The 23,002-nt window shown below is 34.7% G+C and carries 21 protein-coding genes; all 21 read right to left on the minus strand.

Features of this window, described 5'->3' with window-relative positions:
• Positions 1 to 13: 13 nt before the first annotated feature.
• The 21 genes from AC1MGI_RS02005 to AC1MGI_RS02105 all read right to left on the minus strand — a co-directional run bounded on the left by AC1MGI_RS02005 (position 14) and on the right by AC1MGI_RS02105 (position 21,445).
• The gene (locus AC1MGI_RS02005; RefSeq protein ID WP_480348110.1) at positions 14 to 1,174 is read right to left on the minus strand and encodes a polysaccharide pyruvyl transferase family protein; all 1,161 of its coding nucleotides are present in this window, start codon (positions 1,172 to 1,174) and stop codon (positions 14 to 16) included.
• Between the two features lie 17 nt (positions 1,175 to 1,191).
• On the minus strand, positions 1,192 to 2,226 hold the full coding sequence (locus tag AC1MGI_RS02010) for a glycosyltransferase (protein ID WP_480348111.1): 1,035 nt from the start codon (positions 2,224 to 2,226) through the stop codon (positions 1,192 to 1,194).
• Positions 2,227 to 2,331: 105 nt separating this feature from the next.
• Positions 2,332 to 3,519, minus strand: coding sequence for a glycosyltransferase (locus AC1MGI_RS02015; protein WP_480348113.1), 1,188 nt, complete (start codon positions 3,517 to 3,519; stop codon positions 2,332 to 2,334).
• Positions 3,520 to 3,563: 44 nt separating this feature from the next.
• Entirely contained in the window at positions 3,564 to 4,319 is a 756-nt protein-coding gene (locus AC1MGI_RS02020) for a glycosyltransferase family 32 protein (RefSeq protein ID WP_480348115.1), read from the minus strand.
• Between the two features lie 160 nt (positions 4,320 to 4,479).
• Positions 4,480 to 5,565 (minus strand): EpsG family protein, encoded by a 1,086-nt coding sequence (locus tag AC1MGI_RS02025; protein ID WP_480348116.1) that lies wholly within the window; start codon positions 5,563 to 5,565, stop codon positions 4,480 to 4,482.
• Positions 5,566 to 5,640: 75 nt separating this feature from the next.
• Complete coding sequence (locus AC1MGI_RS02030) at positions 5,641 to 6,525, minus strand: glycosyltransferase family 2 protein (RefSeq protein WP_480348118.1); 885 nt, start codon at positions 6,523 to 6,525, stop codon at positions 5,641 to 5,643.
• Positions 6,526 to 6,530: 5 nt separating this feature from the next.
• Complete coding sequence (locus tag AC1MGI_RS02035; RefSeq protein ID WP_480349674.1) at positions 6,531 to 7,601, minus strand: glycosyltransferase family 1 protein; 1,071 nt, start codon at positions 7,599 to 7,601, stop codon at positions 6,531 to 6,533.
• A gap of 23 nt (positions 7,602 to 7,624) precedes the next feature.
• Positions 7,625 to 8,776, minus strand: a complete 1,152-nt coding sequence (locus AC1MGI_RS02040; protein WP_480348119.1) for a glycosyltransferase family 4 protein — start codon at positions 8,774 to 8,776, stop codon at positions 7,625 to 7,627.
• A gap of 31 nt (positions 8,777 to 8,807) precedes the next feature.
• Positions 8,808 to 9,686 (minus strand): UTP--glucose-1-phosphate uridylyltransferase GalU, encoded by an 879-nt coding sequence (galU, locus tag AC1MGI_RS02045; protein WP_480348121.1) that lies wholly within the window; start codon positions 9,684 to 9,686, stop codon positions 8,808 to 8,810.
• A 13-nt stretch (positions 9,687 to 9,699) separates the two neighbouring features.
• On the minus strand, positions 9,700 to 11,520 hold the full coding sequence (locus AC1MGI_RS02050; RefSeq protein WP_480348123.1) for an SDR family NAD(P)-dependent oxidoreductase: 1,821 nt from the start codon (positions 11,518 to 11,520) through the stop codon (positions 9,700 to 9,702).
• A 16-nt stretch (positions 11,521 to 11,536) separates the two neighbouring features.
• On the minus strand, positions 11,537 to 11,710 hold the full coding sequence (locus AC1MGI_RS02055; RefSeq protein ID WP_480348124.1) for a hypothetical protein: 174 nt from the start codon (positions 11,708 to 11,710) through the stop codon (positions 11,537 to 11,539).
• Positions 11,711 to 11,966: 256 nt separating this feature from the next.
• A complete protein-coding gene (locus AC1MGI_RS02060) occupies positions 11,967 to 12,665 on the minus strand; it encodes a CpsD/CapB family tyrosine-protein kinase (RefSeq protein WP_480348126.1) in 699 nt (232 codons plus the stop codon).
• Positions 12,652 to 13,383 carry a YveK family protein gene (locus AC1MGI_RS02065; RefSeq protein ID WP_480348128.1) on the minus strand — a complete coding sequence of 244 codons (732 nt, stop codon included), beginning with the start codon at positions 13,381 to 13,383 and terminating at the stop codon, positions 12,652 to 12,654. Before AC1MGI_RS02065 ends, AC1MGI_RS02060 begins: the two co-directional genes overlap by 14 nt.
• A 408-nt stretch (positions 13,384 to 13,791) precedes the next feature.
• Complete coding sequence (locus AC1MGI_RS02070; RefSeq protein WP_480348130.1) at positions 13,792 to 14,388, minus strand: YdcF family protein; 597 nt, start codon at positions 14,386 to 14,388, stop codon at positions 13,792 to 13,794.
• A 15-nt stretch (positions 14,389 to 14,403) separates the two neighbouring features.
• A complete protein-coding gene (locus AC1MGI_RS02075) occupies positions 14,404 to 16,209 on the minus strand; it encodes an ABC transporter ATP-binding protein (RefSeq protein WP_480348132.1) in 1,806 nt (601 codons plus the stop codon).
• Positions 16,210 to 16,221: 12 nt separating this feature from the next.
• On the minus strand, positions 16,222 to 17,406 hold the full coding sequence (locus AC1MGI_RS02080; RefSeq protein WP_480348135.1) for a nucleotidyltransferase domain-containing protein: 1,185 nt from the start codon (positions 17,404 to 17,406) through the stop codon (positions 16,222 to 16,224).
• 19 nt (positions 17,407 to 17,425) lie between these two features.
• Positions 17,426 to 17,860, minus strand: coding sequence for a lasso peptide biosynthesis B2 protein (locus tag AC1MGI_RS02085; RefSeq protein ID WP_480349675.1), 435 nt, complete (start codon positions 17,858 to 17,860; stop codon positions 17,426 to 17,428).
• 55 nt (positions 17,861 to 17,915) lie between these two features.
• A complete protein-coding gene (locus tag AC1MGI_RS02090; RefSeq protein WP_480348137.1) occupies positions 17,916 to 18,215 on the minus strand; it encodes a lasso peptide biosynthesis PqqD family chaperone in 300 nt (99 codons plus the stop codon).
• The gene (locus AC1MGI_RS02095; RefSeq protein ID WP_480348139.1) at positions 18,216 to 19,151 is read right to left on the minus strand and encodes an aldolase; all 936 of its coding nucleotides are present in this window, start codon (positions 19,149 to 19,151) and stop codon (positions 18,216 to 18,218) included.
• Between the two features lie 186 nt (positions 19,152 to 19,337).
• A complete protein-coding gene (locus AC1MGI_RS02100) occupies positions 19,338 to 19,490 on the minus strand; it encodes a paeninodin family lasso peptide (protein ID WP_480348141.1) in 153 nt (50 codons plus the stop codon).
• A 14-nt stretch (positions 19,491 to 19,504) separates the two neighbouring features.
• Positions 19,505 to 21,445: a lasso peptide isopeptide bond-forming cyclase gene (locus tag AC1MGI_RS02105; protein ID WP_480348143.1), complete on the minus strand. Its 1,941-nt coding sequence runs from the start codon at positions 21,443 to 21,445 to the stop codon at positions 19,505 to 19,507.
• Positions 21,446 to 23,002 lie beyond the last annotated feature (1,557 nt).

Genomic DNA, 23,002 nt, shown 5'->3' on the forward strand with positions numbered 1-23,002 from the left:
AATATACCTCATATTATTTTACTAACTCATGTAAGTATTCAACTGCTTTGTATGACATGTTCTTAGTACGTGGAATAGCATATTGAAGTTTTTGTTTGATTTCATTTTCTTCCCTTATCATTTCATCAAATGCAGATTTTAGCTTTTTACTATCAGAAATTTCTTCTATACCTAACACTAATTTTTCTTCTCCAAATAAATCTTTTGATATTCCTTTTGACTTAACACTGTATCCTAATACCATAGTGGGAATACAGTTTGAGTAAGCAGCTATTGTGGCATGCGTTCTAGCTCCAATAAAAAATCTCATTCTTGCAATATAGCCCTTGTATTGAATCGCACTTAAATGATCTGGTAATATAATAACTCTACCTGTATGCTTAAATTCTTCATAGTAGTTATAAAGAATATCGTAATCATTATTACCAGTTTCTATAACATGTGGTGTAAGAGAAATCGTCATATCAGTAGAATTCAAAATATGATTAATAAGGTCCCTAATTGCAATTTGAGACTTCTTGTTGCGATTCCATACAAGTGGACTAAAATTAAGTCCTACTGTATTTCCATCTTTCCATTCTTTAGGTAATTCCAATTCTTCCTTTTCCATCGTAAATGCAGGATCTGCACATAATTTAACATTAGTCAGTCCTTTACTTTTCAGCATGTCATACGTTAGGGTTTCCCTCGCCAAAATTAAATCAAACAATTTTAAATCTTCCAACTTCCGTTCAGACATATCCTCTTCACCAATGGAACATCCCCATAAGACTAACTTCTTTCCTTTTTCTTTCACTCTTCTATCGATTTCGTACCATCCAGGCTGTTCCCCGTAGCAATAATTGTCTCCTCCTATAGATAAGCAAATGTCCATATCTTTTATATGTTTGATTACATTACTTTCAATCTTTCCCAAGGCATAAGACTCATCATTAAAAAATTTTACTTTAAGTGAGGATAGTAACCAATCATACGAATACCTTTTTATAGTACATTTAGAACTATCATAAATCCCGTCTAATTTATCTATGATCTTATCTGTTTCTGGTTTTCCTGATGCTAAATATATTTTAGCTCCATTTATCTTTTCTTTTATAATAGTAGTTGAGGAACGTACGATAGCCTCACATCCTCTATTTAAACTGCCACCATGAGCAAACATCATAATCTTCATATTTAACTCCTCCAACATCATTTATTTCTGAACCTACTATAAGTAGTAGCACAGTATAAGCCTATAGTGGATTTTCTTTTTATCATATCTATTATAAATTTCTCATATCTCCCTAAAGCATCGTAAACCTCGCTATAGTATATCGGTAATGCTTCCCTAACATACTTATGGCATATCATATTCTTTACATATTTATATCTTTTGAAAAAGCTCATATTTTGAGATGGTGTAAAATAAATATAAACATACGACATTACACTATGTAGCAATTTTACCGACTTAAATTCCTGTATCTGAACCTGATTCATTTTTTCGTCATATACTTCCGGCAATTCCGAAGTATATACCTCTAACGCTCGGTTAAAATAATCTTTTTTTAATATATTTCTCGTAGCACTTCCTTCTACCTCTCTATAATGATAACCAGTATAATCTATATATTTCACAATATTCGCATGACCAAAAAAATAGATATTAAATATTCCATCCTCTCCCAATGCAATCTGATCGGGAAAATGTATATCATAATTTTCTTTTATTAACTTATTTTTATAAATTTTATTCCATACGGTATTCAGATTATCCGCCTTAAGAAAATAAGGTAATAATTCTTGTTCTATATAGTTTTTTTCGAGCACAACATCTATAGGAAATGAATATTTTGTGATCACTTTATGCCCCTTCGTTTCACTTTCAAAATTTGAGATGACTACATCACAGTGATCTTGTTTAGCAGAATTATATAGTATGTCGTACATTTCTTTTTCTATATAATCATCCGCATCAACAAATCCAATATATTCGCCTATCGCTGTACGTAAACCCAAATTTCTTGCAGTACTTACACCTTGGTTTTCTTGATTTATAAGCTTTATCCTACTATCTAGCTTCTGATAGTTCTCAATAATCTCCCTGCTATTATCCTTTGAACCATCATTTATAAATATAAACTCACAATCTTGAAGTGTTTGGCTTAAAAGTGATTCTATACATTGAGTAATATACTTCTCTGCATTATAGACAGGAATTATGACGCTCACTTTTTTACTCATGTTTATATCCCCTCTATACAAATGAAATTAGAAGAAATCTATACGAACAATAGAAAAATAGACATCCTACTACGTATGGCATTCATTCTTATTACGAATAGTAAATTACTTCTCTATTAAGTTATAAAATTTATCTATTTCTGCATGATTTTTATTTACGCTAAGTAAAAGGTTATCCGATAATGCTTTCCGGGATGCTGATGAATCAATAAGTCCACTAATTACATCAGCAATCCCTTGAGCATTAAGTGGTGCAAGCATCCCTGTCTTACCAGCTTTGATTTGTTTCCTAAATGAAGGTATATCTGTTAAGACTATTGGTAAGCACAATGCCTTAGCTTCTTCTACTGCAACACAATGTGCTTCTGTTTTCGAAGGCTGAACATAAATATCACAGCCCTTCATATAAGGGTATGGATTTGACTTTTCACCTACTAATATGAAATGTTCTTCCAAGTGAAGTTCTTTTATTAGTTCTTCTAGTTTCCCTCGCAACACACCATTACCAATCATATACCATTTTATATTGTTCCCTTGCTGAACAAGAAAAGAGCATGCCTCAACTGCCAGCAAAACTCCTTTTTCCTCACCAAGACGAGCTACAGTAGCAATACGTATACCATTGAATTCATCATCATAACCTTTTTCCGCAGCCATATTCTGTAATGTTTCAACCGACACAATATTTTGTATTATACGCATTTTATGGGCATATTCTGGATAGAAAGATTCTAATGATTTACGTGCTGGTTCAGCAACCGTAATGATATAATCAACTTTAGAAAAACATTGATGCTCCAACTTTGGACATGTCCATCCCTGTGATTTACTGTATGAATAATCCATGTGATTATACACGATTTTTTTATCAGCATTGACCTTTTCTGCAACATAATAATTACATAAAAAATCCAAGTAGCTAATTGCCACATCGTAATGTGTTTTAACGTTACTAAGAGAATATTTATATATTGACCACCTTATCCCCGTTCCCATGCCTTTAGACATTTTAGCTAATGTTGATGCTAATGTCTTTCCTGCCAATAAGCGCAGTTTCCTCTGTTTTAAAAGTTTTGGTATAGCTTCTTGGATTGGAACTGAAAAGCAATCGAATAATGGAGGTAAGATGTTCACCTGCTTTGGTACCATATCAAATAATACACCGCTATGGTCAAAAAGTAATAAATCAACATCATACTTGTCATAATCTAATTCTGACAAAAGTGTGAGCAAGCTCTTCTCTGCACCACCTGTTTGAAGATATTGAGTTATAAACAATAATTTCTTTTTCACGGTATCTCCCCTATTAGTTTGCTTCTATTTGTGAAGAGGTTTATTTAAGCTCTATTATTCTTCTTACTACGTACTATTTCTCTCATTCTTGAGACATTATCAGGACCAACCATTCTGCTTACAAATCTCTTTGCCTCACCCCGTAGCTGTACATGCAAAGGAAGCCATGATTTAGCAAAATGATGAATAGTATAACTTTCATCCGTAATATAATTTGCACCATTTATATAATCATACGGGCAAAAAAAAGTACGAGGATAAAATGTGACTCCATTATTCAATACCTGATATTGTCCATTAGGAATTAACCCCTGAGCTAGGCAGCTATTTGTTATAATACTTGTATTAGTTGTCATATCAAATGATCCATCTGGGCGAACAAAAGCTTTATCCTGATAATAGTTTAATAGTTCGCTGATCCATGAATGCCCTTTAACCGCAGCCATTAAACCCGTTGGAACATGATTTTCGTCCTCAAATCCTGAAAATGCTTCATGAGTAAGAAAACGATCAAGAGGTTTTAATACTTCGACATCTGTATCCATATAAATTCCACCATAATGGTAGATGGCATACAGTCGTACATAATCACTGACAAAAGCATATTTACGAGCCTCATACGCCTGCCTAACATATTCATTCGAATGTATATCAAAATTATCTTCATTCCATTCAATAAATTCATAATCACTAAGATGCTTTTCCCAGCTTTTCATACACTTTACAATTTTTTTTGACTTTTCTCCCCTGCCAAACCAGCAATAATGAATAATTTTTGGGATTTTTGTAGATTTATTCAATGTAAATCTCCTCTTCAAAATGAATAATCTCTTTCTTATATCGCCTTATTCGCATCATTTATTTCATTATTATTTAATTTCTTATTAAGTTGTCTTCTATTTTTTTCTCATTGGCTCTTCATAAAAATGATATAATAACGAACTCATTTTTATATAATTATTAAAATAAATTGCCCAATACATCACTTTTATATAATATATTTAGGCTTATTACATTCTCATAAAAGTAAAAAATAAAATAAAGAACTAAAAGAGTATAATAGATAAATCGTTGATCTTTTTTAAAAAAGAGATCAATTAGCCAAGAGATTAATATAAGTTGGTACAAATTAAAGTAAATAGAAAACCGGGCAAATATCCATTGCTGGGTTGAAATAATCATAAAGACTAAACCTAACAATGACATATTCACGATATAATCACTTTTGGGGAATATTTCCCTTAACCTATCCCTACCCAGGTAAGCAATCAAAAGAGGTGATGCACTTACCGCAACTCTGATAACACTTGCTCCTCCTTCATTGAATTTTGAGTAATCACTGTATTGGGAATCCTCAATTGTTGAAAATAACAAAGACATAAATTGGTCAAATCCTAATACAATTAGTACCGAAGTTGCTAAAACAATTAAGGTAGCTTTTGTCCAGGCTTTTATCCTAACCAAGAAATAAATTGGAAGAAGGATCAAAGCACTTTGATGGAAGGTTGATGCAAAAAGGATAATTACTGCGTATCTTTTAAAGTTGCCATTTAATAAATATTTGGTTGCCGTAAAAAAAATAGCAGCTGCGAGTACCTGTCGTATTCCATTCATCGAAACTAATTGCAAACCACCCGTTATGTACACAAATGTGCTCAACTCGAACAGTCTTGAATATTTATACAGTACCAGGACAATCAAAACGTTTGTTATCAGTGCTGTAACGAAAATCAATGTCTGTGGATCTTCAGAGTATTTTTTCAAAATCATCTGAAGAATTCCGAAACCCATATCCTTTTTCGATACAATATAGTCCCAGGTGAAATCATTCTCTACATAGATATCTATATAGTTAAAGGTATCTCCAATATTTGTTCGTAAGCCTGAAACTATAACTAAGCAAAACATAACACCAAAGACTAATATTTTGTTCGGTTTAGGGTAAGAGAACAAACCTGCAGTCGTTACAGAAGAAGGACTAGCAAAGTATCTTCCGAAATACGATAAAATAAATACAATGGCAAGGTTGATCCATAGTATGGTCATGTAAGATATCCTTTCAACAGTAACTTTAGTCTTTTTTTAAAAGAACAAGAACTGTCAAAAGCAATAAATACCTTACTATGCAGTCCTTGTTCTTTTTAAAATAAATAAATATAATAAAAAGCCGAAGGGAAATGCTAAAATGGTTAGTGGCTTTTGTGGTGTTTCTATAAATAGTCTTGAGTTTTTCAAGAGCAAATTACTGGATACGTAATGAACCGCTTGCCTGAATTTAAAAAGCCATCCTCCAAAAGGCAATTTCATCAGTTCTTTCCGATAGAAAGAAAATCCCATTGGATTTGTCCGATATTGCTTTAACATATTCATTGATGATCCATCTGGAAGATATTCCACATGGCACACAATCTCATTCATTAAAAGCATTTCATATTGCTTATCCAGCATATAATATTTATATGCCAAGCCAACATATTTTTCTTGATTGAATATAGGATAGGGAAATTGTTTAGTTAACTCTGTACGATAGACGAGCTTCTTATCTCCCGTTACCCCATATTTGTCATATAAATGAAATAAGGTGGAAGTCTGAACATCCTCTGGTAACTTCGAACCGATTATTTGGTTATCCCTAGTAGCATCAAGGGCAATGAGTCCGCTCACCTTTTCATTCCCAAATTCATTCCAAAAGGAAACGATTTTCCGAACGGCGTCATCTTCCAAATAATCGTCAGAGTCGATACAAACATTAAGTTCAGTTTCAATTCGTTCATATGCCGCATTATGGGCACCGTGCATTCCTTTGTTTTCTTGCCAATAGTATTGGATTTCAATTTCCCCTTCATTCATCCAGCTATTTACTAATTCTTTCGTGTTATCGGTCGAACCATCGTCGATAATAAGCCAAACAAAATCCTTACTCGATTGACGGATAAGACTTTGATAACAAGTATCAAGACAATAGGCTCTATTATAGGTTGGGGTAAATACAGTTAAAGTTTTCATAACTTTCACCCTGAAATTCCTAAATAAAAGTCTTTCATCTCTTGTGCTGTCTCTTTTATTGAATAGCCTTGTTTCAATAAAGAATTCGGTTCGATTTTTCTTTTGTTTGGACGATTTGCAGTTTTGTTCAATTGAGATGCCCAATTCCCCGTAAAATTAATGGGGAGATATTGAATGAGTTGAATGCCCAAATCAACTTCCTTTGAAATTTGATCCGATATCAGACAAGGCAAACCCGCTGCCTGTGCTTCAATAAGTGAAACAGGCAAACCTTCATGAAACGATGGAAAAACAAAAACATCAAAGGCTTGTAGAATTCGATTTATATCACTTCGTATTCCTATGAATTTCACTTTTCCATCTAGTTGCAACTTTGTTACTTTTTCTTGAATTTCTTTCTTTAATGGACCATCTCCAACCAAAATCAAGATGGAGTTTTTGTTATTCTTATAAAAATCCGCAAAGATATCTATCAAAAAAGAGTGGTTTTTTTGATGGGCAAACCTTCCGACATGTCCCAGGACGAATGTTTGAGCTTCAATGGCTAATTCTTCTCTAACCGCATTCCTTATATCTGCCGAGAATGCAAATGGCTCATATTCAATCCCATTTTTTAGAAGTCTGGCGTTTCTTTCTTCACCTGCAAATAACCATTGAGCAGCTTTATGGGAACAGGCAAAGAAATTTGTGGCATTTTGGATGATGAATTTCCCGGCATACCATTTGTACATTTTCGCAGCAAAGCCGCCTTCACTTTGTGTATTATGACTATGTGAAATTCTTATGGGGATCCCGGCCTTTTTTGCTGAACGCAAGACAATTCCGCTCATTTTATCCATGTGAGCGTGAACCACTTTATAATAAGAATGTTTTGAGAAAAATTCATCTAGTCCACTTTGATATTTGAAATGGCCAACATCAGTCAAATAATGAATTCTATGTATGATTCCCCCAAGTTTTTCAATTTCATCATCAAATACACCTTCCCTGGATGTCAGAAAATCAAATTGAACTTTTGACCGATCGATATTCCGATATAAATTCATGATAAGTGTTTCTGCACCACCTCGGTTCATGTTCACAACAACATGTAGAATTCTTAATGGGCCGTCCACGCTAATTCCTCCTTTCCATCCATGTAATACTTATAAATTCCACTTTTAGCTTCCAAAACTTTTTTTGCACTATATTTCTCTTCAATCATTTTTCTGCTCAGGTTACCATATATAAGAAGCTTTTCGTTTTGTGTAGCCAGACTTTGAATTTTTTCGGCAAAAGTATTTGCGTCATTATAAACAAGCCATCCATTATGAGCATTAATAATTAATTCTCTGTGACCTCGGTTATCATTAGCTATTATCGGCAATCCACAGGCCATTGCTTCCATAATATTGACCGGTAATCCTTCTCTTAAACTAGAAGCTACGGCAAGATCACTTATCTTCAATAAACTATCGATGTCTTTACGGAAACCCAGGAAATCTATCATTTCCGAAACACCTAATGTTGCCGCAAGTTCCTTGCACTCTTCCAATAAAGGTCCATCTCCTGCTAGAAGTAATTTGGCATTTGGCACTTCTTTTTTTAGTAAAGCAAGAGCCTGGATCAGTAATTGCTGGTTTTTGTTTCTATTAAACTCTGCTGCATAAAACATGAGAAAAGCTTCCTCATTATAGCCATGTTTAGACCTTAACCCCTTTTTGTTTAACGATGTAATCGGATGGAAGCGTTCTGTATCAACACCGACACCATGAATATGTTTGATTATTTCGGCTTTAAAGTTTCTGTTGACAGCAAGTTGGTAATCCTCGTTATTAATCGTGATAAGACAATCCGTCCACTTTGCAAGTGTCTTTTCAATTGGATAATAGAGCATCCAATTGATCAATGGCGCCCCCTTACAAAAATGGAAGCCATGTGCTGTATACATTACTTTCGTTCCCTTTTTCCTGGTGTTTCGTGCTGCTAATCGGGACAGCGCACCGCCCATCGGGGTATGAGAATGAATGATTTGATACTGGTTCCTATCTATGATGGTTTTTAATTCTTTATATGCTGTAAAGTTTTCCTTATTTATAGGTGACCGATGTATCGGAAGATTAAACTTTTTATCGACAAACGGGAGATCCCTATCACCCGCTGCGGCAATATGTACTTCCCAACCTTGTTCTTTAAACCACTTCAGAATCGGAAGATGAAAAGCTTCGAAGTGGTAATCGACGGTTGCACAAAATAAGATTTTTTTTGGCATTTTTTATCATCACCTATTATTTTGATTGAAGCTATTTAATCAATTCTTTTTCTAGAATGGAAGATAAATAAGTTAATAATTTTGGTCTTAAATCCTCACGTTGCAAGGCAAATTCAATCGTGGTTTGAATAAACCCCATTTTTTCGCCTACATCATACCTGACACCTTCAAAATCATAGGCATAAACGGCTTCGTATTGATTTAATTTGGCAATCGCGTCCGTTAGTTGAATTTCACCACCGGCTCCAGCATCTTGCTTGCTTAATATTTCAAAGATTCTTGGACTCAAGATATAGCGGCCCATTATAGCCAAATTAGATGGTGCATCAGCTTGTGCTGGCTTTTCAACAAGCTGTTCTACACTATAAAAATGTTCTCCAATTTTGTTTGCTGCTACAATTCCATACCTTGAAACTTCATCATCAGGAACGGTTTGTACTCCTAAAATAGAAGCATTATATCGTTCGTATTGTTCGATCATCTGTTGAAGGCAAGGTTTCTCCGCTTGGACAATATCGTCTCCTAATAGCACGGCGAATGGTTCATTTCCTATAAACTTTCGTGCGCACCAAATCGCATGGCCCAATCCTTTAGGTTCTTTTTGACGGATATAATGGATATCCACTAGCTTTGAAGTCTTTTGTACTTCATTTAACAAATCAAATTTCCCTTTATCAAACAGGTTTTGTTCCAATTCAAACGAATGGTCAAAATGGTCTTCAATCGACCTTTTTCCTTTTCCGGTAACAATAATGATATCCTCAATACCTGATTCTATTGCCTCCTCCACAATGTATTGAATCGTCGGCTTATCAACAATTGGAAGCATTTCCTTTGGCATTGCTTTGGTTGCTGGTAGAAATCTTGTACCTAATCCAGCAGCTGGTATGATTGCTTTTCTTACCTTCATTATTAACTCTCCTTTAAATTGTCAGAAGTGATTGTGTGACGTGTTTGTTATTCGCTAAATGAATTAGCTTTTCCCGTAGAGTATCTTTATCTAAATCTGAAAAAGTCGAGATAATTTCTTCAATCTCCTGTAGAAAAAGTTCTGCTGTTTTTCCGATGTAGATTTTTGGGTAAACTTGCATTTCATGTACTTCATCTTCTTTTAATAATTCTTCGAAAAGTTTTTCACCTGGTCGAATACCAGTGAATTCAATACCAATTTCTTCAATAGAGTTACCAGACAGTTTGATTAAGTTTTTAGCTAAGTCCACTATTTTAATTGGATCTCCCATATCTAAAACAAATATTTCCCCTCCTTCTGCTAAGGCCCCCCCTTGAATTACTAATCTGGATGCTTCGGGAATGGTCATAAAATAGCGGACCATGTCAGGGTGAGTAACTGTTACCGGTCCACCTTTTTCAATTTGTTTTTTAAACATTGGTATGACACTGCCACGGCTTCCTAATACATTTCCAAATCTTACTGCAACAAACTTTGTGTGACTATTTTTGTCGAGGTTTTGGATAACCATTTCAGCTAGTCTTTTGGTTGCACCCATCACACTAGTAGGATTGACGGCTTTATCTGAAGAAATCATGACAAAAGTGCCTACTCCATGCCAGCTTGCTGCGTTAGCCACATTCATCGTACCTACTAAATTATTTTTCACCGCTTCTTCTGGATTACGTTCCATTAATGGTACGTGCTTATGGGCTGCAGCATGATACACGACATTGGGTTGATATGTACCCATTACAGACATCATCTTCTTGGCATCCTGAAGATCAGCAATTTCTGTAATAAATTGAATAGTAGAATCACTGAATTTTTCCTTTAACTCCATTTCAATAGAGTATATGCTGTTTTCTCCATGTCCTAATAAAATTAGTTTTTCCGGATTAAAGTTTGAAATTTGTCGGCAAATCTCAGAACCAATTGATCCGCCAGCTCCCGTTACTAAGATTGTTTTTTGTGTAATATATTCTGAAATACTATTTATATCTAGTTCTACTTGTTCCCTGCCTAATAAATCTTCCACTTGAACATCTCGAAAATGATTGACAGATACCTTGCCAGTCATTAAATCTTCTAGCATAGGCAAAATTTGTGTTTTGGCCTTTGTTTTAGCACATTCGTTAAAAATCGTATTTAACTCTTTTTTGCTGAGTGACGGAATGGCAAGGACGATATTTTCAATATCCAATTTTCGTACAGTGTCTTCAATATTTCCAACACCACCAATAACAGGAATCCCTAATATATCAAGATTTTGTTTATTTGGATTATCATCAATAAAAGCTACAGGTAATAAATCAGCATCCTTATTTTTTAATAGTTGCCTGGCCACCATAGTTCCAGCTGATCCGGCTCCAACAATCATTGTTCTTGTTTTATGATTCGTGCTGTTAGAAAAGAAGTCACGCAACATTCTCCAGCAAAATCGTGATCCGCCAATTAGTAACATGTGCATGAGCCATGTTACGGCTAGCAGCCGGAAATAAATCTCCCCAAGAATGATTTTCTGGACAATCGCCGTCAATAGGACAGAATATGTTACTGTTTTTAAAATAATCAATAATTCTCCAATGCTTGCATACTCCCAAGCCTTTTTATATAAATCGAACATTAATGCAAAAACATGGTGACTCATTAATATCGTGACGGCACTTATGACAATCGAGAAAGTAATCACATGGAATGTAGCACTGACTAAAAAACGGCTAATAAAAATAGCCGTTAACACGATACAAGAATCAATTAAGAAAAATAAAGATAATCTCTGCTGATAGGTCATTCTCTCCACCCCTTTTTTAATTAATAACTTTTTTCGAGAGGTGTGAGTCATGGGTTAACATAAATCTTCTTCTCATAATCGCTTGGTTAATTAAATGACTAATCTCTTCTAATTGCTCCTTCGTCGTATCTTGTTTAATATACCGGACAGCTTTTTTTATTGATTTTGGAAGTTTATCTAGATCCTTCATCCTTTTAGCTCCTTTAAAAATAAAGTTTTCAATTATAATTTCTCGTTTTAGAAACGTTATAATTGAAAACTTTATAATAATCGGGGCATTCAACCCCCCCTCACATCACACTTCCGACGACCGGCGTCTAAGGTTTTTTACACCCACAGCATGACCGAGTATCCCCTTTTATAACGGCAAGGAGACATCACCAAACTATACAATTCTATAAAACATCCATTTTGTTCTTAATAAAGAATATTTCATGCAAAAAAAATTATTTATTTACTACTTTTATTTTTTTGAAAAGATCGAAGCTTTTTTCATTTAAAATAGCTCCAATGAATTTCGCCTTAGCGAACCCTAATATTTTTTTTGCTTCAAGTGCTTCCTCATAGCTTGTTTTACCCCGAGCAATTACTAATATTACACCATCACATATATAAGCTAATAGCTTCGTATCCGTTACTTCTAAAACAGAAGTAGAATCAATCAAAACTATATCATAGGATTTTGCTGCCCTTTTTATTAATTGATCCATCATTTGTGAACCGAGTAATTCAACTGGATTAGGAGAAATCGTCCCACTAGTTAATAAGTCTAGCCCGCCTATTCCCGTATTTACGATAGCATCCTCGATGGTTATTTTACCGTTTACAATATCTGTAACACCATTCGTATTTGAAACTTTAAAGATTGAATGGATGCCTGGGTTTCTCAAATTAGCATCAATTAATAAGACGCTTTTCTTCTGCAGAGCGATTGAGACAGCAAGGTTTGCTGCAGATGTTGACTTCCCTTCTCCCATACTTGGAGAAGTAATTAAAAAAGTGCGGCTATTCTGGTCAGAAGTTGAAAATTTCATATTTGTAATGATTGTCCTATATCGCTCAGCAATGATTGAATCAGGATTCGTATAAGCAATTAAATTTCTTTTTTTCGTTGTACTTCCATTTAATCGTTTATTTTGGTCCAATGGTTTCACCTCTCAAATCTAATACACCTTCCTTATTTTCCCGTTTGATATTTTTCTTATTCATTTTAGGAACTGAACCTAAAGCAAATAGTCCCAAAAGTTCTTCAACTTCCTGTTCTGACTGAATTGTATCGTCTAGGGAGTCCAATAAAAATACCAGCCCGATTCCTACTACTAGACCAAAAACAAAGAACATGACAATTGTACGGTTTTGATTTTCATTAATTGGATAGGGATTTACTTTTGCTTCCGAAAGAAGACGAACACCATTAAAGTCTCTAATCTTTGGAATTTCTGCTTTAAATACTGCTGCTGTAGTATTAGCAATTTGAGCAGCCAAGCTAGGATCAGTATCGACTACACTAATACTAGTTACTTGGGAGTTGGCAATGCTTTCAACAGTTATTTGCCCAGCAAGTGCCTCGGGTGACTTTGCAAGATCCAGTTCTTCAATGACTTTCCCCAAGATGGCTGAATCCTTCATAATAACCTGAAGAGTATTCCGATTATCAGCATCTGCTTCCATAATTATCTTTGTAGAGGATCCATATAGCAAAGTCGTTGTGTAATGATGATAAAGCCCTCCAGCGAGGGTGGAGAGTACTGTTATAGCTACAATGATCCAAATGCGTTTCTTTAGTATTTTATATAATTCCTTTAAATCAATTTCCTTTGCTATTCTTTGTTCTGTCCTTTGTGGGATTTTGTTTAAATTCATAGGACCACCTTTTAGTACGTATTTTGGAACCGAACGAAAGCCTTTAGGTATTGCTGTTCTTTATATAGAACGACATGATTAAAAAATAAAATTAATAGTCTATCTATCATTAATTTTTACAAAAATTTGTAAAATAATCGTATAAACTTACAAACGAATAGGATTATATACTTATAATAATTCTTTATAAAGAACGTGTCAACCATATTTTCAAAACTTTCTTTTAAGGGCATATATCAGTAATCCATTTACCTTTTGCTAATGATTTTTTATATCCCAAAAGTTTTATTATCCACCGATAAAGCAACTTTATGTAGATATACTCATATCTTCACATTTATGTTCCTCTATTTTTTACTCGTCCTAGTACTCCTAGTTTACAGAAACTGAATCATGGATAAGGAGGTTTTAGAACAGTTGATGGAGTGCCTCCTTAGCATTGTTACCATGAAATCCAAAGAAATTACCTGCGAGTTTAGCATACTCTATATAAGTTGTTTGTCGACCTGCTCTTGTTGACCACCATCTACTCGAGTCATATCCATTATCGGAAACTGAAGAATATATAAGCTTGATTTCGCTATTTGAAATGGCTTTTGTATAATTGCTTTTCACTCTTCGCATATGAAAGTTTGATGAAACTACAATAGCCGATTGAAATTTCTGCTTAACCATTAAATCTTTCGTAAATAACGCATTTTCCGTCGTACTGCTTGCATTGTTTTCTAAGATAATCGATTCAATAGGAACCCCCATTTTTTGGGCGGCTTCGTATAAGCCATCTTCTTGACCGTTTGAAATCATTAAAAAAGGCGCAAAGCCCTTCTTAAAAAGTTCAACCCCTTTTTCTAACCGCTCTATACCACCGCCGCTCAAAACGATAATGACATCAGATTTCATGGGTTGTTCATTAATAACAAGAAAATCCCCTGCCTCTCTCAGCATAATCATAACTGCAAAGACTATTCCTATCATTATTATGATCAAACGTTTTCTTTTAACCATTATATTTTCCCCTCATTACTCTCTAATGGCTACCTTCTGCTGATTACCTAATAGATTACTAAACATACCTTTTTTATCTCTCGCTAGCTGACTAAATCCACCTTTTTGAATAATTTCCCCTTGATCCAAAACAATCACTTGGTCAGCATTGCGAATGGTTGATAAACGATGGGCGATGACAATAATCGTCATTTTCCCTTTTAGCTGCTCTAAAGCAACTTGTATTTTCGCCTCATTCTCGGTATCTAATGCACTTGTTGCTTCGTCCAAAACAAGAATCGATGGTTGTCGTAATATGGCCCGCGCAAGAACGATACGCTGCCTTTCTCCACCAGAAAGTCTAATACCACGATCACCAATGAGTGTATTAAGTCCTTGAGGGAGTTTTTTGACAAACTCAGCTGCAGAAGAAAAACCTAGCGCTTCCCATAATTGATCATCACTTGCATTTGGTTCAATCATCAACAAGTTATCTCTTATCGTTGCATTAAAAAGAAAAGGATCTTGTGGAACATAACTTATCGAACGTCTTAGTGACAATAAATTATCAGTCGTTAATGTATTTCCATCAACTAGAACTTGACCCTTTTCCGGTTTATTTAGTCCCATTAACAAATCAATTAATGTACTTTTCCCTGCACCGGAAGGCCCAACGATGGCAGTCATTTGGTCAGAAGGAATAGAGATATTAATATCTTTAAGAGTATATGTGGATTGTTTTATGTTATAACGAAAGAATACATCCTGACACTCGATCCCCTTTTCAATATGGATAGGTTTTATGTTCAGATAATCTCCTTCATTTAACTCTTTAGCCTCCCTACATTCATTTTGTAAGTCAATTAGGTTCTTAAAGGAAGGAACAAGCGTCCCTATTTGCTCTAAATTGGATTGGATGCCACTAAATCTTGGCCATAGCCTTGTAAAAATAACGATAATCAACATTAGTTGCGCTGGCTGAGCCTGAAACATCTTTACAGAAAAAAATACAAAACCTACCATTAAAAATGCGGATACAACTTTAAAGATAAATTGAGAAGTAGTTTTTAATTCAATCATTTTAATCACATTTTTCTCCAGTTTCAAACCTAAAGAGCGGACCCATGCCAAATGGGATTCCTCTAATGTATTACTTTTAATGTCTTTAATGCCATTAAAGTGATCGGTAATACCTGCTAGATAAATTTTTCCTAATTGAACTGTTTCTTCGCCAATCAAACTAGATTTTTTTATAAATTTTCGAGAAAGAAAGATAATTGCAAATCCAAAAAATAAAATAGCAAAAGTCATCTTTGCGGACAACCAAAATGCAATTCCAACTTGTATGAAAGTAAAAACAAGCGAGGCAATAAACTGTAGAACTATTTGTGTACCACCACTCACACGAGAAATCTCTGTTATCATTAAATTGATGATATCAGATTTTCTTTTTTTTAAGAAAAATCCCCAATTTGCATGTACTAAAGCCTTATATGTTTCTTCTCTTAGATGCCGTAAATAGCCATGCTGAATTCTAGTATTTAATATTGTTTGATTACGCTGGAAAAAGCCCTGTCCTATAATCAGTAATACATAGATTCCTAAAATAATAGACAAACTCAAATCTTCAGGGATTCCTTGAAAAATATTTTGTATCCAAGAAATTGCTGAATCTTTTTCTGAATGTAGGTTTAGTACTCCAGTTAGGTTTATTAAAGGAATGAGTAGGAATATCCCTACACCTTCAAATAGACCAATTAACATCATTCCTATGAGGTTTAGATAAAGGATTTTTCCTGTAAACGAATGAATTCTCACTACAAAATACCAAACATGTCTCATTTCTACTTCCTCCTATGGTAAGGCATGTTTCCTTGTTTTCCTCCATGCCCATAAAAAAGGACGTAATGGAAAATATAATAAGTGAAGATGTTTAGGTAGGGGGAACGTTTCCGCATCCTCGGGATAGGGATACAAGAAACTCATGACAAACAAAAACTTTTGTCTCTTTGACATTAATAAAAACAAATGTCTCTTATGGTATGCAGCCACATCTTCAGGTACAGGATTAGTATGTAAATTCACCATCTTTTCCAAATAAAAAATGGCAGATTGAGCTAACCTCTTTGGAATTCTTCCCTGAATTAATTTCTTCATTTCTTTATTAATAGAGGTACTTAAGAATTCTGCAGCTAAAACAACCGCCTGTCCTCCTACATGGAGGTACTGGTATTTTTTCAGTAGTTTTATAAGATATATCCATTCAATCTTTTGTTTAACCATTTGATGTACATCTACTAACCAACGTAAACGAGCCCACCCATGTCGTGCACCGTGAGAAACAAGAAATAAAAATAAGTCCTCTCTCCCTAAATAAAAAATAGGATAATTTGTTAACGAACTTATTCTCTTTCGCTCCCACAATTCATCAAAACTTGGTTCCTTCCCAGGAAAAGGATTCAATCTCCAATGAATTTCTAGTTTTACCCTCTTTTGAGGATGGTAGTATGTGACGTGATGATGCCTCCATCTCCAGTCATTCAATACCGTTTGAATATAATCATCTTTCTCATATCCTATCTTCTGAAGAAGTTTATCCACTTTCTCCAACTCATAAATCGGAACAAGAACATCTAAATCCCCACATGTACGAAGAGATAAATCTCCATAAAGGTCTGCCGCGAGTACCGGACCTTTTAAAGCAAGAAGTCGTATCTCATTTCCGTTAAATGTTTTACATATTTGTTCCAATTCACCGCTTAAATGGAGCATTTGGAAGGTATTCCTTTTAAATGCGTGACCCAAGTTTTGAATTACATATGTGGGAATCAAACCTTCATCTATCATTTTTAATTTACCGTATAATAATGGATAAAGACGATGATGCATGACTAGGTCCAGAAATAGCTCCCAATCAATATCATGAAACATTTCCCTTAATTCAGGTAAGCTATTGACATTCTCTATCTTAGTGATTTCAAGAATTAATTTTAATTCTTTAGGAATTTGGTCCAAATTGAGACGGAAATTGTTATCCATGGTTGTCTCCTTTAATACTTTAATTACTAATTTCTTTTGCAAATTTACTAACAACGGTGAACTTATCCATACCTTCAAATCCTGTAATATAGAAGGGACCACTTCGAAGCCATGCATGGGCTATCATTTTTCCATTCTCATCTTTAGCCGTTCCAAAATAAATAGTACTTTCAATTTGGCGTCTTTCCAACATCTTCATTGCCGCAATTGCCTTAACAAGACACATGCTTTCCCAAAACGTATAACGGCTCATAACATTTATCGCGTTTGATACATGCTTTATTATTTTTCTATTATTTTCATTTAAACTTAAGGATGTTTCATTCATTTGCATACCTAAAGAAGGGGCAATCTTTGAAAAGGGCATACTTTTAAGTACACGCGCCCAGCCCAATAGAACAAAAGCTTCAAAGAATAAAAATTTGGTTTGCCTATCGTATGAAAAAAAAGTCATTAGCTTATCCACTATACATAAATCCTTCCCTACTGGTAGTAAATGGCTTTTATTCTTAAACCTCTACTTCGACTTCAATCAAACCTTCGTGATATAAAAGTTCCAGAAAAGGAATTACTTGGTCTCGGCATTCATTATACTCAACAGCGTATTCTGACACTAAAGAATTAATAAGCTCTTTCACTGAGATAGGAGACTTAATCCCATCCCAAATTACACCACCTACAACCCCTAAATTGTAGTATTTTCCTTTTTGTATGCTCATCATCACTTTTTCTCCATCCATATTACTTACAACGTTCCCTTGATTTTGTACGATTAAGCTATCCAAAGAAACCCCTTCTGTATTTAACATTTATCTTTCCTCCTTAAATATAGTGTTTAAAATGAGAGAAACCAATTGATTCGCTGTAAAACAAGTAGTTGGTCTTCTTATTTGATACATATCAATTTGGCTAATGATCCTTGTAGAGTTCGTAAAATGCCAATCAAGTAACCCCAACTTTGAAATTAAAGAATTTCTGTATGTATGGAAGAATAGAGTTTGTAAACGAGCAAGGTTCTCAATCCGCAATATTTCCATATGTTCATTTTCAACTTTTACTAATTCAAATACACCCGCAAGAGGTAACGGTTCTGACAAGAATTGAGTAGAGACTGGAATAGCAAACTTTGTTTCACGTTGATAAATAGGATGATAACCACCCGTGTCCATTCCAAATTCTTGGAGACTTTCCTGCCATAGCTTTTGTTGCGGATATGATGGCGTGACAAATGGAATATTATCTTGGGATAAAGATACAGCGATTACATCATCGGTTAGAAGGTGAAATCCTCTGTTTAAGAAGGCTGAGGCCAGCGTCGACTTCCCCGCACCAGAATCTCCTATAAAGGCATAAGCTTTTCCATTAATAGCAACTGCACTGCCATGCAACGGAAATATTTTCCTTTGCATCAATATAGCACCCATGCAACTTCCAAGAATATACAGTCGAACCACATCTTCTTCATACTCATTCATAGGTGAAATAGTTATTCTTCTTCCTTCTGTAATAGCGAACGTTGCAATATTAGGGACTTGAAACATGATTAGATTTCCGTTAATTACAAATGTATTTTGATTAGTTGATAATTCAGACCATAGCTTTGATAGGTCTCCTATTTTTATTTCTATTTTTATTTCTATTGAATCCACCACGTTACCCATCAGAGATAATTCAGGCAGAGGAATTTCACTAGTTATTGATAAGCCAAAGGCCTTATATACCACTTTATCCTCAACATTTAACATACTTTTCACTCCAAATTTCCTTGTTAAGTAAAAAGCCCTTATATCATATTTCATGTATAAGGGCTTTTAGATGTAAGCCTAAATACTACAGTCTACATAGCTTCCATATTTACGAAATCCAAGCAGTTCGAATGATCGACAAATCAAATTACTAGATAACTATGATCTTTCTCTGTTAATTCTCAATTAACTTTTATGAATTAATTCATTTCCGTCGCCGTCTGTGGGAATATCCCTTCCATCCTCATAATTTCCGTCGAATTTTTTCCCATTAATACCAGCCATTGTCATATTCACATTAAGTACTTCTAATACAGGTTTTTGCCACGCTTTTCTCATGTTATCACCTCCTTTCAAGCAAATTTTTTAATAAAACGGTATACAATTAAACTACGCATTAAGATCCTATAGTCTGGATCAAAGATATCTTCTGGCCTAGCTCCTTCCTCAGCCTTAACTATAGCTGACCTTATTACTTGACCATCTATAAACTCTAAAAGTCTTTTATCTGTACTAAGTTGCTTAACCTCATCTATAAATGTATCCCAATATGGAATCATTCGATGAACCCAATCAGCACCTTGAATTCCCCGACTACGTTGGTTTAACCTAACTTTGTCAGGGATGAATTTTTCTGTAGATTTTCGAATAAGGGCCCGATCTAATCCATTATGCACATAATGCTCTTCCGGTACAGATAAACAAAACCGGACCACACGTAAGTCATTTGTTGGATCACGTTTCCACAATGAGTAACGTAAGGATAGCTTAGAGTCGCATGTATTACCTGAATTCCAAGGAAAAATATCCTCAAAGAGTATTCTTCTTTGCTCATATAAATTAGATGCGGAAATCGATCCTGTTTGATCTATACCATACTCTTTAAGTTTTTCAGAAACATTCGTTCTCTTTGCAAGTTCTGGATTAATTAATATAAGCGGCTTATCTGGTGTCCCTAGTGGAAACATTCGATTAATAAGTGGAAATCCTATCCTTGAAATAATTGGCAAATTACGTAATCTAGCTCCGCCTACATTCTTACTATATTGATTTAACTCTTGAAAGAGTCGCAACCACTTTAGCTTCTTTAAAAGGGTTGCGTAATAATCTAGGGCAGATCCCCAGGATATAGTGAAATTCCCTTTATCACCGTTTAGTAATACCCCAATTCCTTCCTCATGAGCTTTCTCAAACATTCCCTTTAACCAGAAAGAGTTCTCTAAAAATTTATATGGCATTTCCATCACTTCAAGAAAATCGTCGATTTCCGAATAGGAGCTCCTCCCCTCAAAATCGCAGTAATGGTCCGAGATTCCCCCAACATACTCTACCGTTGATTTTATGAATGGTCTCTCATCAGGGATTAATTGTTTAGGTGTAAAATCTACAAAATCACTTGGAGGAATATAACTAAATGTATGTAATATTTTATTTTCCTCACGCATTGCTTTTGCAGCAAAACCCACAACTGCACCTGAATCCAAACCTCCGCTTAACTGCGAACCCACATTACGGTACGTACGTAACCTAGAGGTCACGGATTTTTGAAAGACATCCTGAAATGCTTCTACATACTCTTCATTTGACTTTAGTTTTAATCGCTCACCTGAAGTAAAAGTGCCATATCTTGTAAGCTTTATTTTATCCCTAAATATCATGATGGTATGAAACGGAGGAACTTGCTCTATATTTCTATAAGGCGTCATCGAAGCATCTACCGTATCCATCATTCCAGAGATAGCCAGAAATTCAGCAAGCCAATCTTCATTTAGTTGTTTTTCAACATAAGGTAAGGTTAATAATGGTTCTATAGTCGTACAAAAAGTAAATCGTTGATGATCTCGATAGTAATAAAGTGTGCGGTAGCCCGAAGGATCCCTCGCCCCAAATAATTTCTGTTCTCTTTCATCCCAAATCATAAAGGCATAGTCTCCCACCAAAAACTTCGGTGACTCTTCCCCCCATTTATGGTAAGCGAGTAAAATCAACTGGCTATCCGTGATCTTTTTTCGGTCTTCTCTCTCGACTTGTAATCTCTCAAATAATTCTTCACGATTATCAATAATGGCATCAGCTGTAATGGCCAACTGTCTTTCATAATCGTAGAATGGTAGTTGCTCACCAACTGACTCCGGTGTAATCCATTGTGCGTGGCAGCCGAGGAAGATATTCTCTTTGTACCATGTTTGAACATCGTCAGCCGGATATTTTTGTAAAGCCTTCATTAATCCCCTGCCGTGCTCAATCGATATAGGCTCGTCATTAATATGAAAAATTCCGGTTATTGCACTCATTTTTTCCTCCCGTTATGTAAGCTGCAAGTTAATGGAGACAATGTGGATGGATCACTGTTGAAATGGGTCTCATCAATCCTAAATAATGGCACATCAGATTCTGCCCAATTGACGTGCCCCTTCTTTATTTCCTCGACAATCGCTGATTAGACCTCATTTTAGCTCTTATTAAAGAACATCATGACATCGTTCATCTTATTATTAACTTTAGATAGTTCCTTTGACATACATCTTGTTATTTAACTTTCTATAATTCCAATCCATACTACACATTTTAAGTTCTATATAAAGAACATACAAACAATAAAAAAAGCAAATTATCCATATTAAATCTGCCAAAAATTAATTTATTCTTATATTAATTCATCCATTTAAATGTTCATTATAAAGAAATATCCCTTTTTTTAAAAATTATCATTTTCTCTATAATCTGTCAACTTTTTTCACAATGTTCCGAATAATTATTTTTCAAAGTTTCACTATAAAGAATGAACATTATTTCATAAGAAATTACCAAATAAACAAAAACACCGGTAAGCAGAAATCTTTCATCCACTACTTATGTCGTTGCATAAGTAATATATCGAGCTTTGTTTCAATCCTGTTTAAAGTTTGTAGCAGGGTTTCCTGAATTTCAGACTCTTTTAGATTACTCTTTTGGGCTGATTCGTATATCCATTGCTGCTGATATCTCAATGCCTGGGTAGACGGACTGATATTCTTTCCATTCCTTTCTTCCAACTTCTATCACTTCCCTCTATGTAAAAAAAGTACTATTATATTGATTCCAGCTTTTCTTCTTGAGAATTATGTTATAGTTTTTTTGTAATGAATTTACGGACTTCCTGAATAGATAAGCCTATTTTTTTGCATCTAGCATTAATAAAAGCCATTCTTGATCTATATCTTTCTCCAAGTTATTTAACTTTCCCATCCCCTAGTGCTGTATCCAGATAATCAAAGCATAGTTTTTATTCATTAACCCTACTTATAATCCCATTATTATTTTCTCCGATTGACCATTGTTCTTATTTAAGAAAATAAATTCTTTATTAAGAATACTATATGTCAAATCTCCTATATTTTCAATCTATTAAAAATAATTCCGTCTAAATTTTTCGATAGTTATTCTCGGTGTAGGATTTCATTTCACAGTCTCTTCCGTCCATACGACCTACTCTACCTAATACGAAACTTTACACCTTTCAGTTGGGATTTTCCAAACCCAACCATTTGTGGTTATTAGGTTATCATAATTGTATCAACAGTTTTCATTATACCGGCTATAAATACGGTGATAAACAAATAAATTACCTTATAATTCTACATTTTTCTGCCCTTCCTGTACGATTTATCCTCTGATTTTTTCTCATATCTTTTTCACTTTCTTTTACTGGCGTGAAGGTTTAATTGGCTCAGAGAAAAATCTTTCTGTATAAAGTGTATCTTCAAAAAGGAGGATAAAAAGAGCTGAGAAGTTTGCAGGGCTCATACCCTAACCTTTCGCGTATGCAGGAATTCGAGAGAGCAGAGAGATAGAGCATTGATGTAATTTGA

This window comes from Peribacillus sp. BM1, assembly GCF_056679975.1.

Bases quoted from the DNA above. Each gene is read 5' to 3' on its own strand.
- AC1MGI_RS02085 (WP_480349675.1), bottom strand. From the start codon at position 17,860: ATGACTTTTTTTTCATACGATAGGCAAACCAAATTTTTATTCTTTGAA.
- galU (WP_480348121.1), bottom strand. From the start codon at position 9,686: ATGAAGGTAAGAAAAGCAATCATACCAGCTGCTGGATTAGGTACAAGA.
- AC1MGI_RS02040 (WP_480348119.1), bottom strand. From the start codon at position 8,776: ATGCCAAAAAAAATCTTATTTTGTGCAACCGTCGATTACCACTTCGAA.
- AC1MGI_RS02005 (WP_480348110.1), bottom strand. From the start codon at position 1,174: ATGAAGATTATGATGTTTGCTCATGGTGGCAGTTTAAATAGAGGATGT.
- AC1MGI_RS02080 (WP_480348135.1), bottom strand. From the start codon at position 17,406: ATGGATAACAATTTCCGTCTCAATTTGGACCAAATTCCTAAAGAATTA.
- AC1MGI_RS02025 (WP_480348116.1), bottom strand. From the start codon at position 5,565: ATGACCATACTATGGATCAACCTTGCCATTGTATTTATTTTATCGTAT.
- AC1MGI_RS02100 (WP_480348141.1), bottom strand. From the start codon at position 19,490: ATGAGAAAAGCGTGGCAAAAACCTGTATTAGAAGTACTTAATGTGAAT.
- AC1MGI_RS02065 (WP_480348128.1), bottom strand. From the start codon at position 13,383: ATGAATTTAAACAAAATCCCACAAAGGACAGAACAAAGAATAGCAAAG.
- AC1MGI_RS02055 (WP_480348124.1), bottom strand. From the start codon at position 11,710: ATGAAGGATCTAGATAAACTTCCAAAATCAATAAAAAAAGCTGTCCGG.
- AC1MGI_RS02105 (WP_480348143.1), bottom strand. From the start codon at position 21,445: ATGAGTGCAATAACCGGAATTTTTCATATTAATGACGAGCCTATATCG.
- AC1MGI_RS02050 (WP_480348123.1), bottom strand. From the start codon at position 11,520: ATGACCTATCAGCAGAGATTATCTTTATTTTTCTTAATTGATTCTTGT.
- AC1MGI_RS02035 (WP_480349674.1), bottom strand. From the start codon at position 7,601: ATGAACCGAGGTGGTGCAGAAACACTTATCATGAATTTATATCGGAAT.
- AC1MGI_RS02075 (WP_480348132.1), bottom strand. From the start codon at position 16,209: ATGAGACATGTTTGGTATTTTGTAGTGAGAATTCATTCGTTTACAGGA.
- AC1MGI_RS02070 (WP_480348130.1), bottom strand. From the start codon at position 14,388: ATGGTTAAAAGAAAACGTTTGATCATAATAATGATAGGAATAGTCTTT.
- AC1MGI_RS02095 (WP_480348139.1), bottom strand. From the start codon at position 19,151: ATGTTAAATGTTGAGGATAAAGTGGTATATAAGGCCTTTGGCTTATCA.
- AC1MGI_RS02090 (WP_480348137.1), bottom strand. From the start codon at position 18,215: ATGTTAAATACAGAAGGGGTTTCTTTGGATAGCTTAATCGTACAAAAT.
- AC1MGI_RS02010 (WP_480348111.1), bottom strand. From the start codon at position 2,226: ATGAGTAAAAAAGTGAGCGTCATAATTCCTGTCTATAATGCAGAGAAG.
- AC1MGI_RS02030 (WP_480348118.1), bottom strand. From the start codon at position 6,525: ATGAAAACTTTAACTGTATTTACCCCAACCTATAATAGAGCCTATTGT.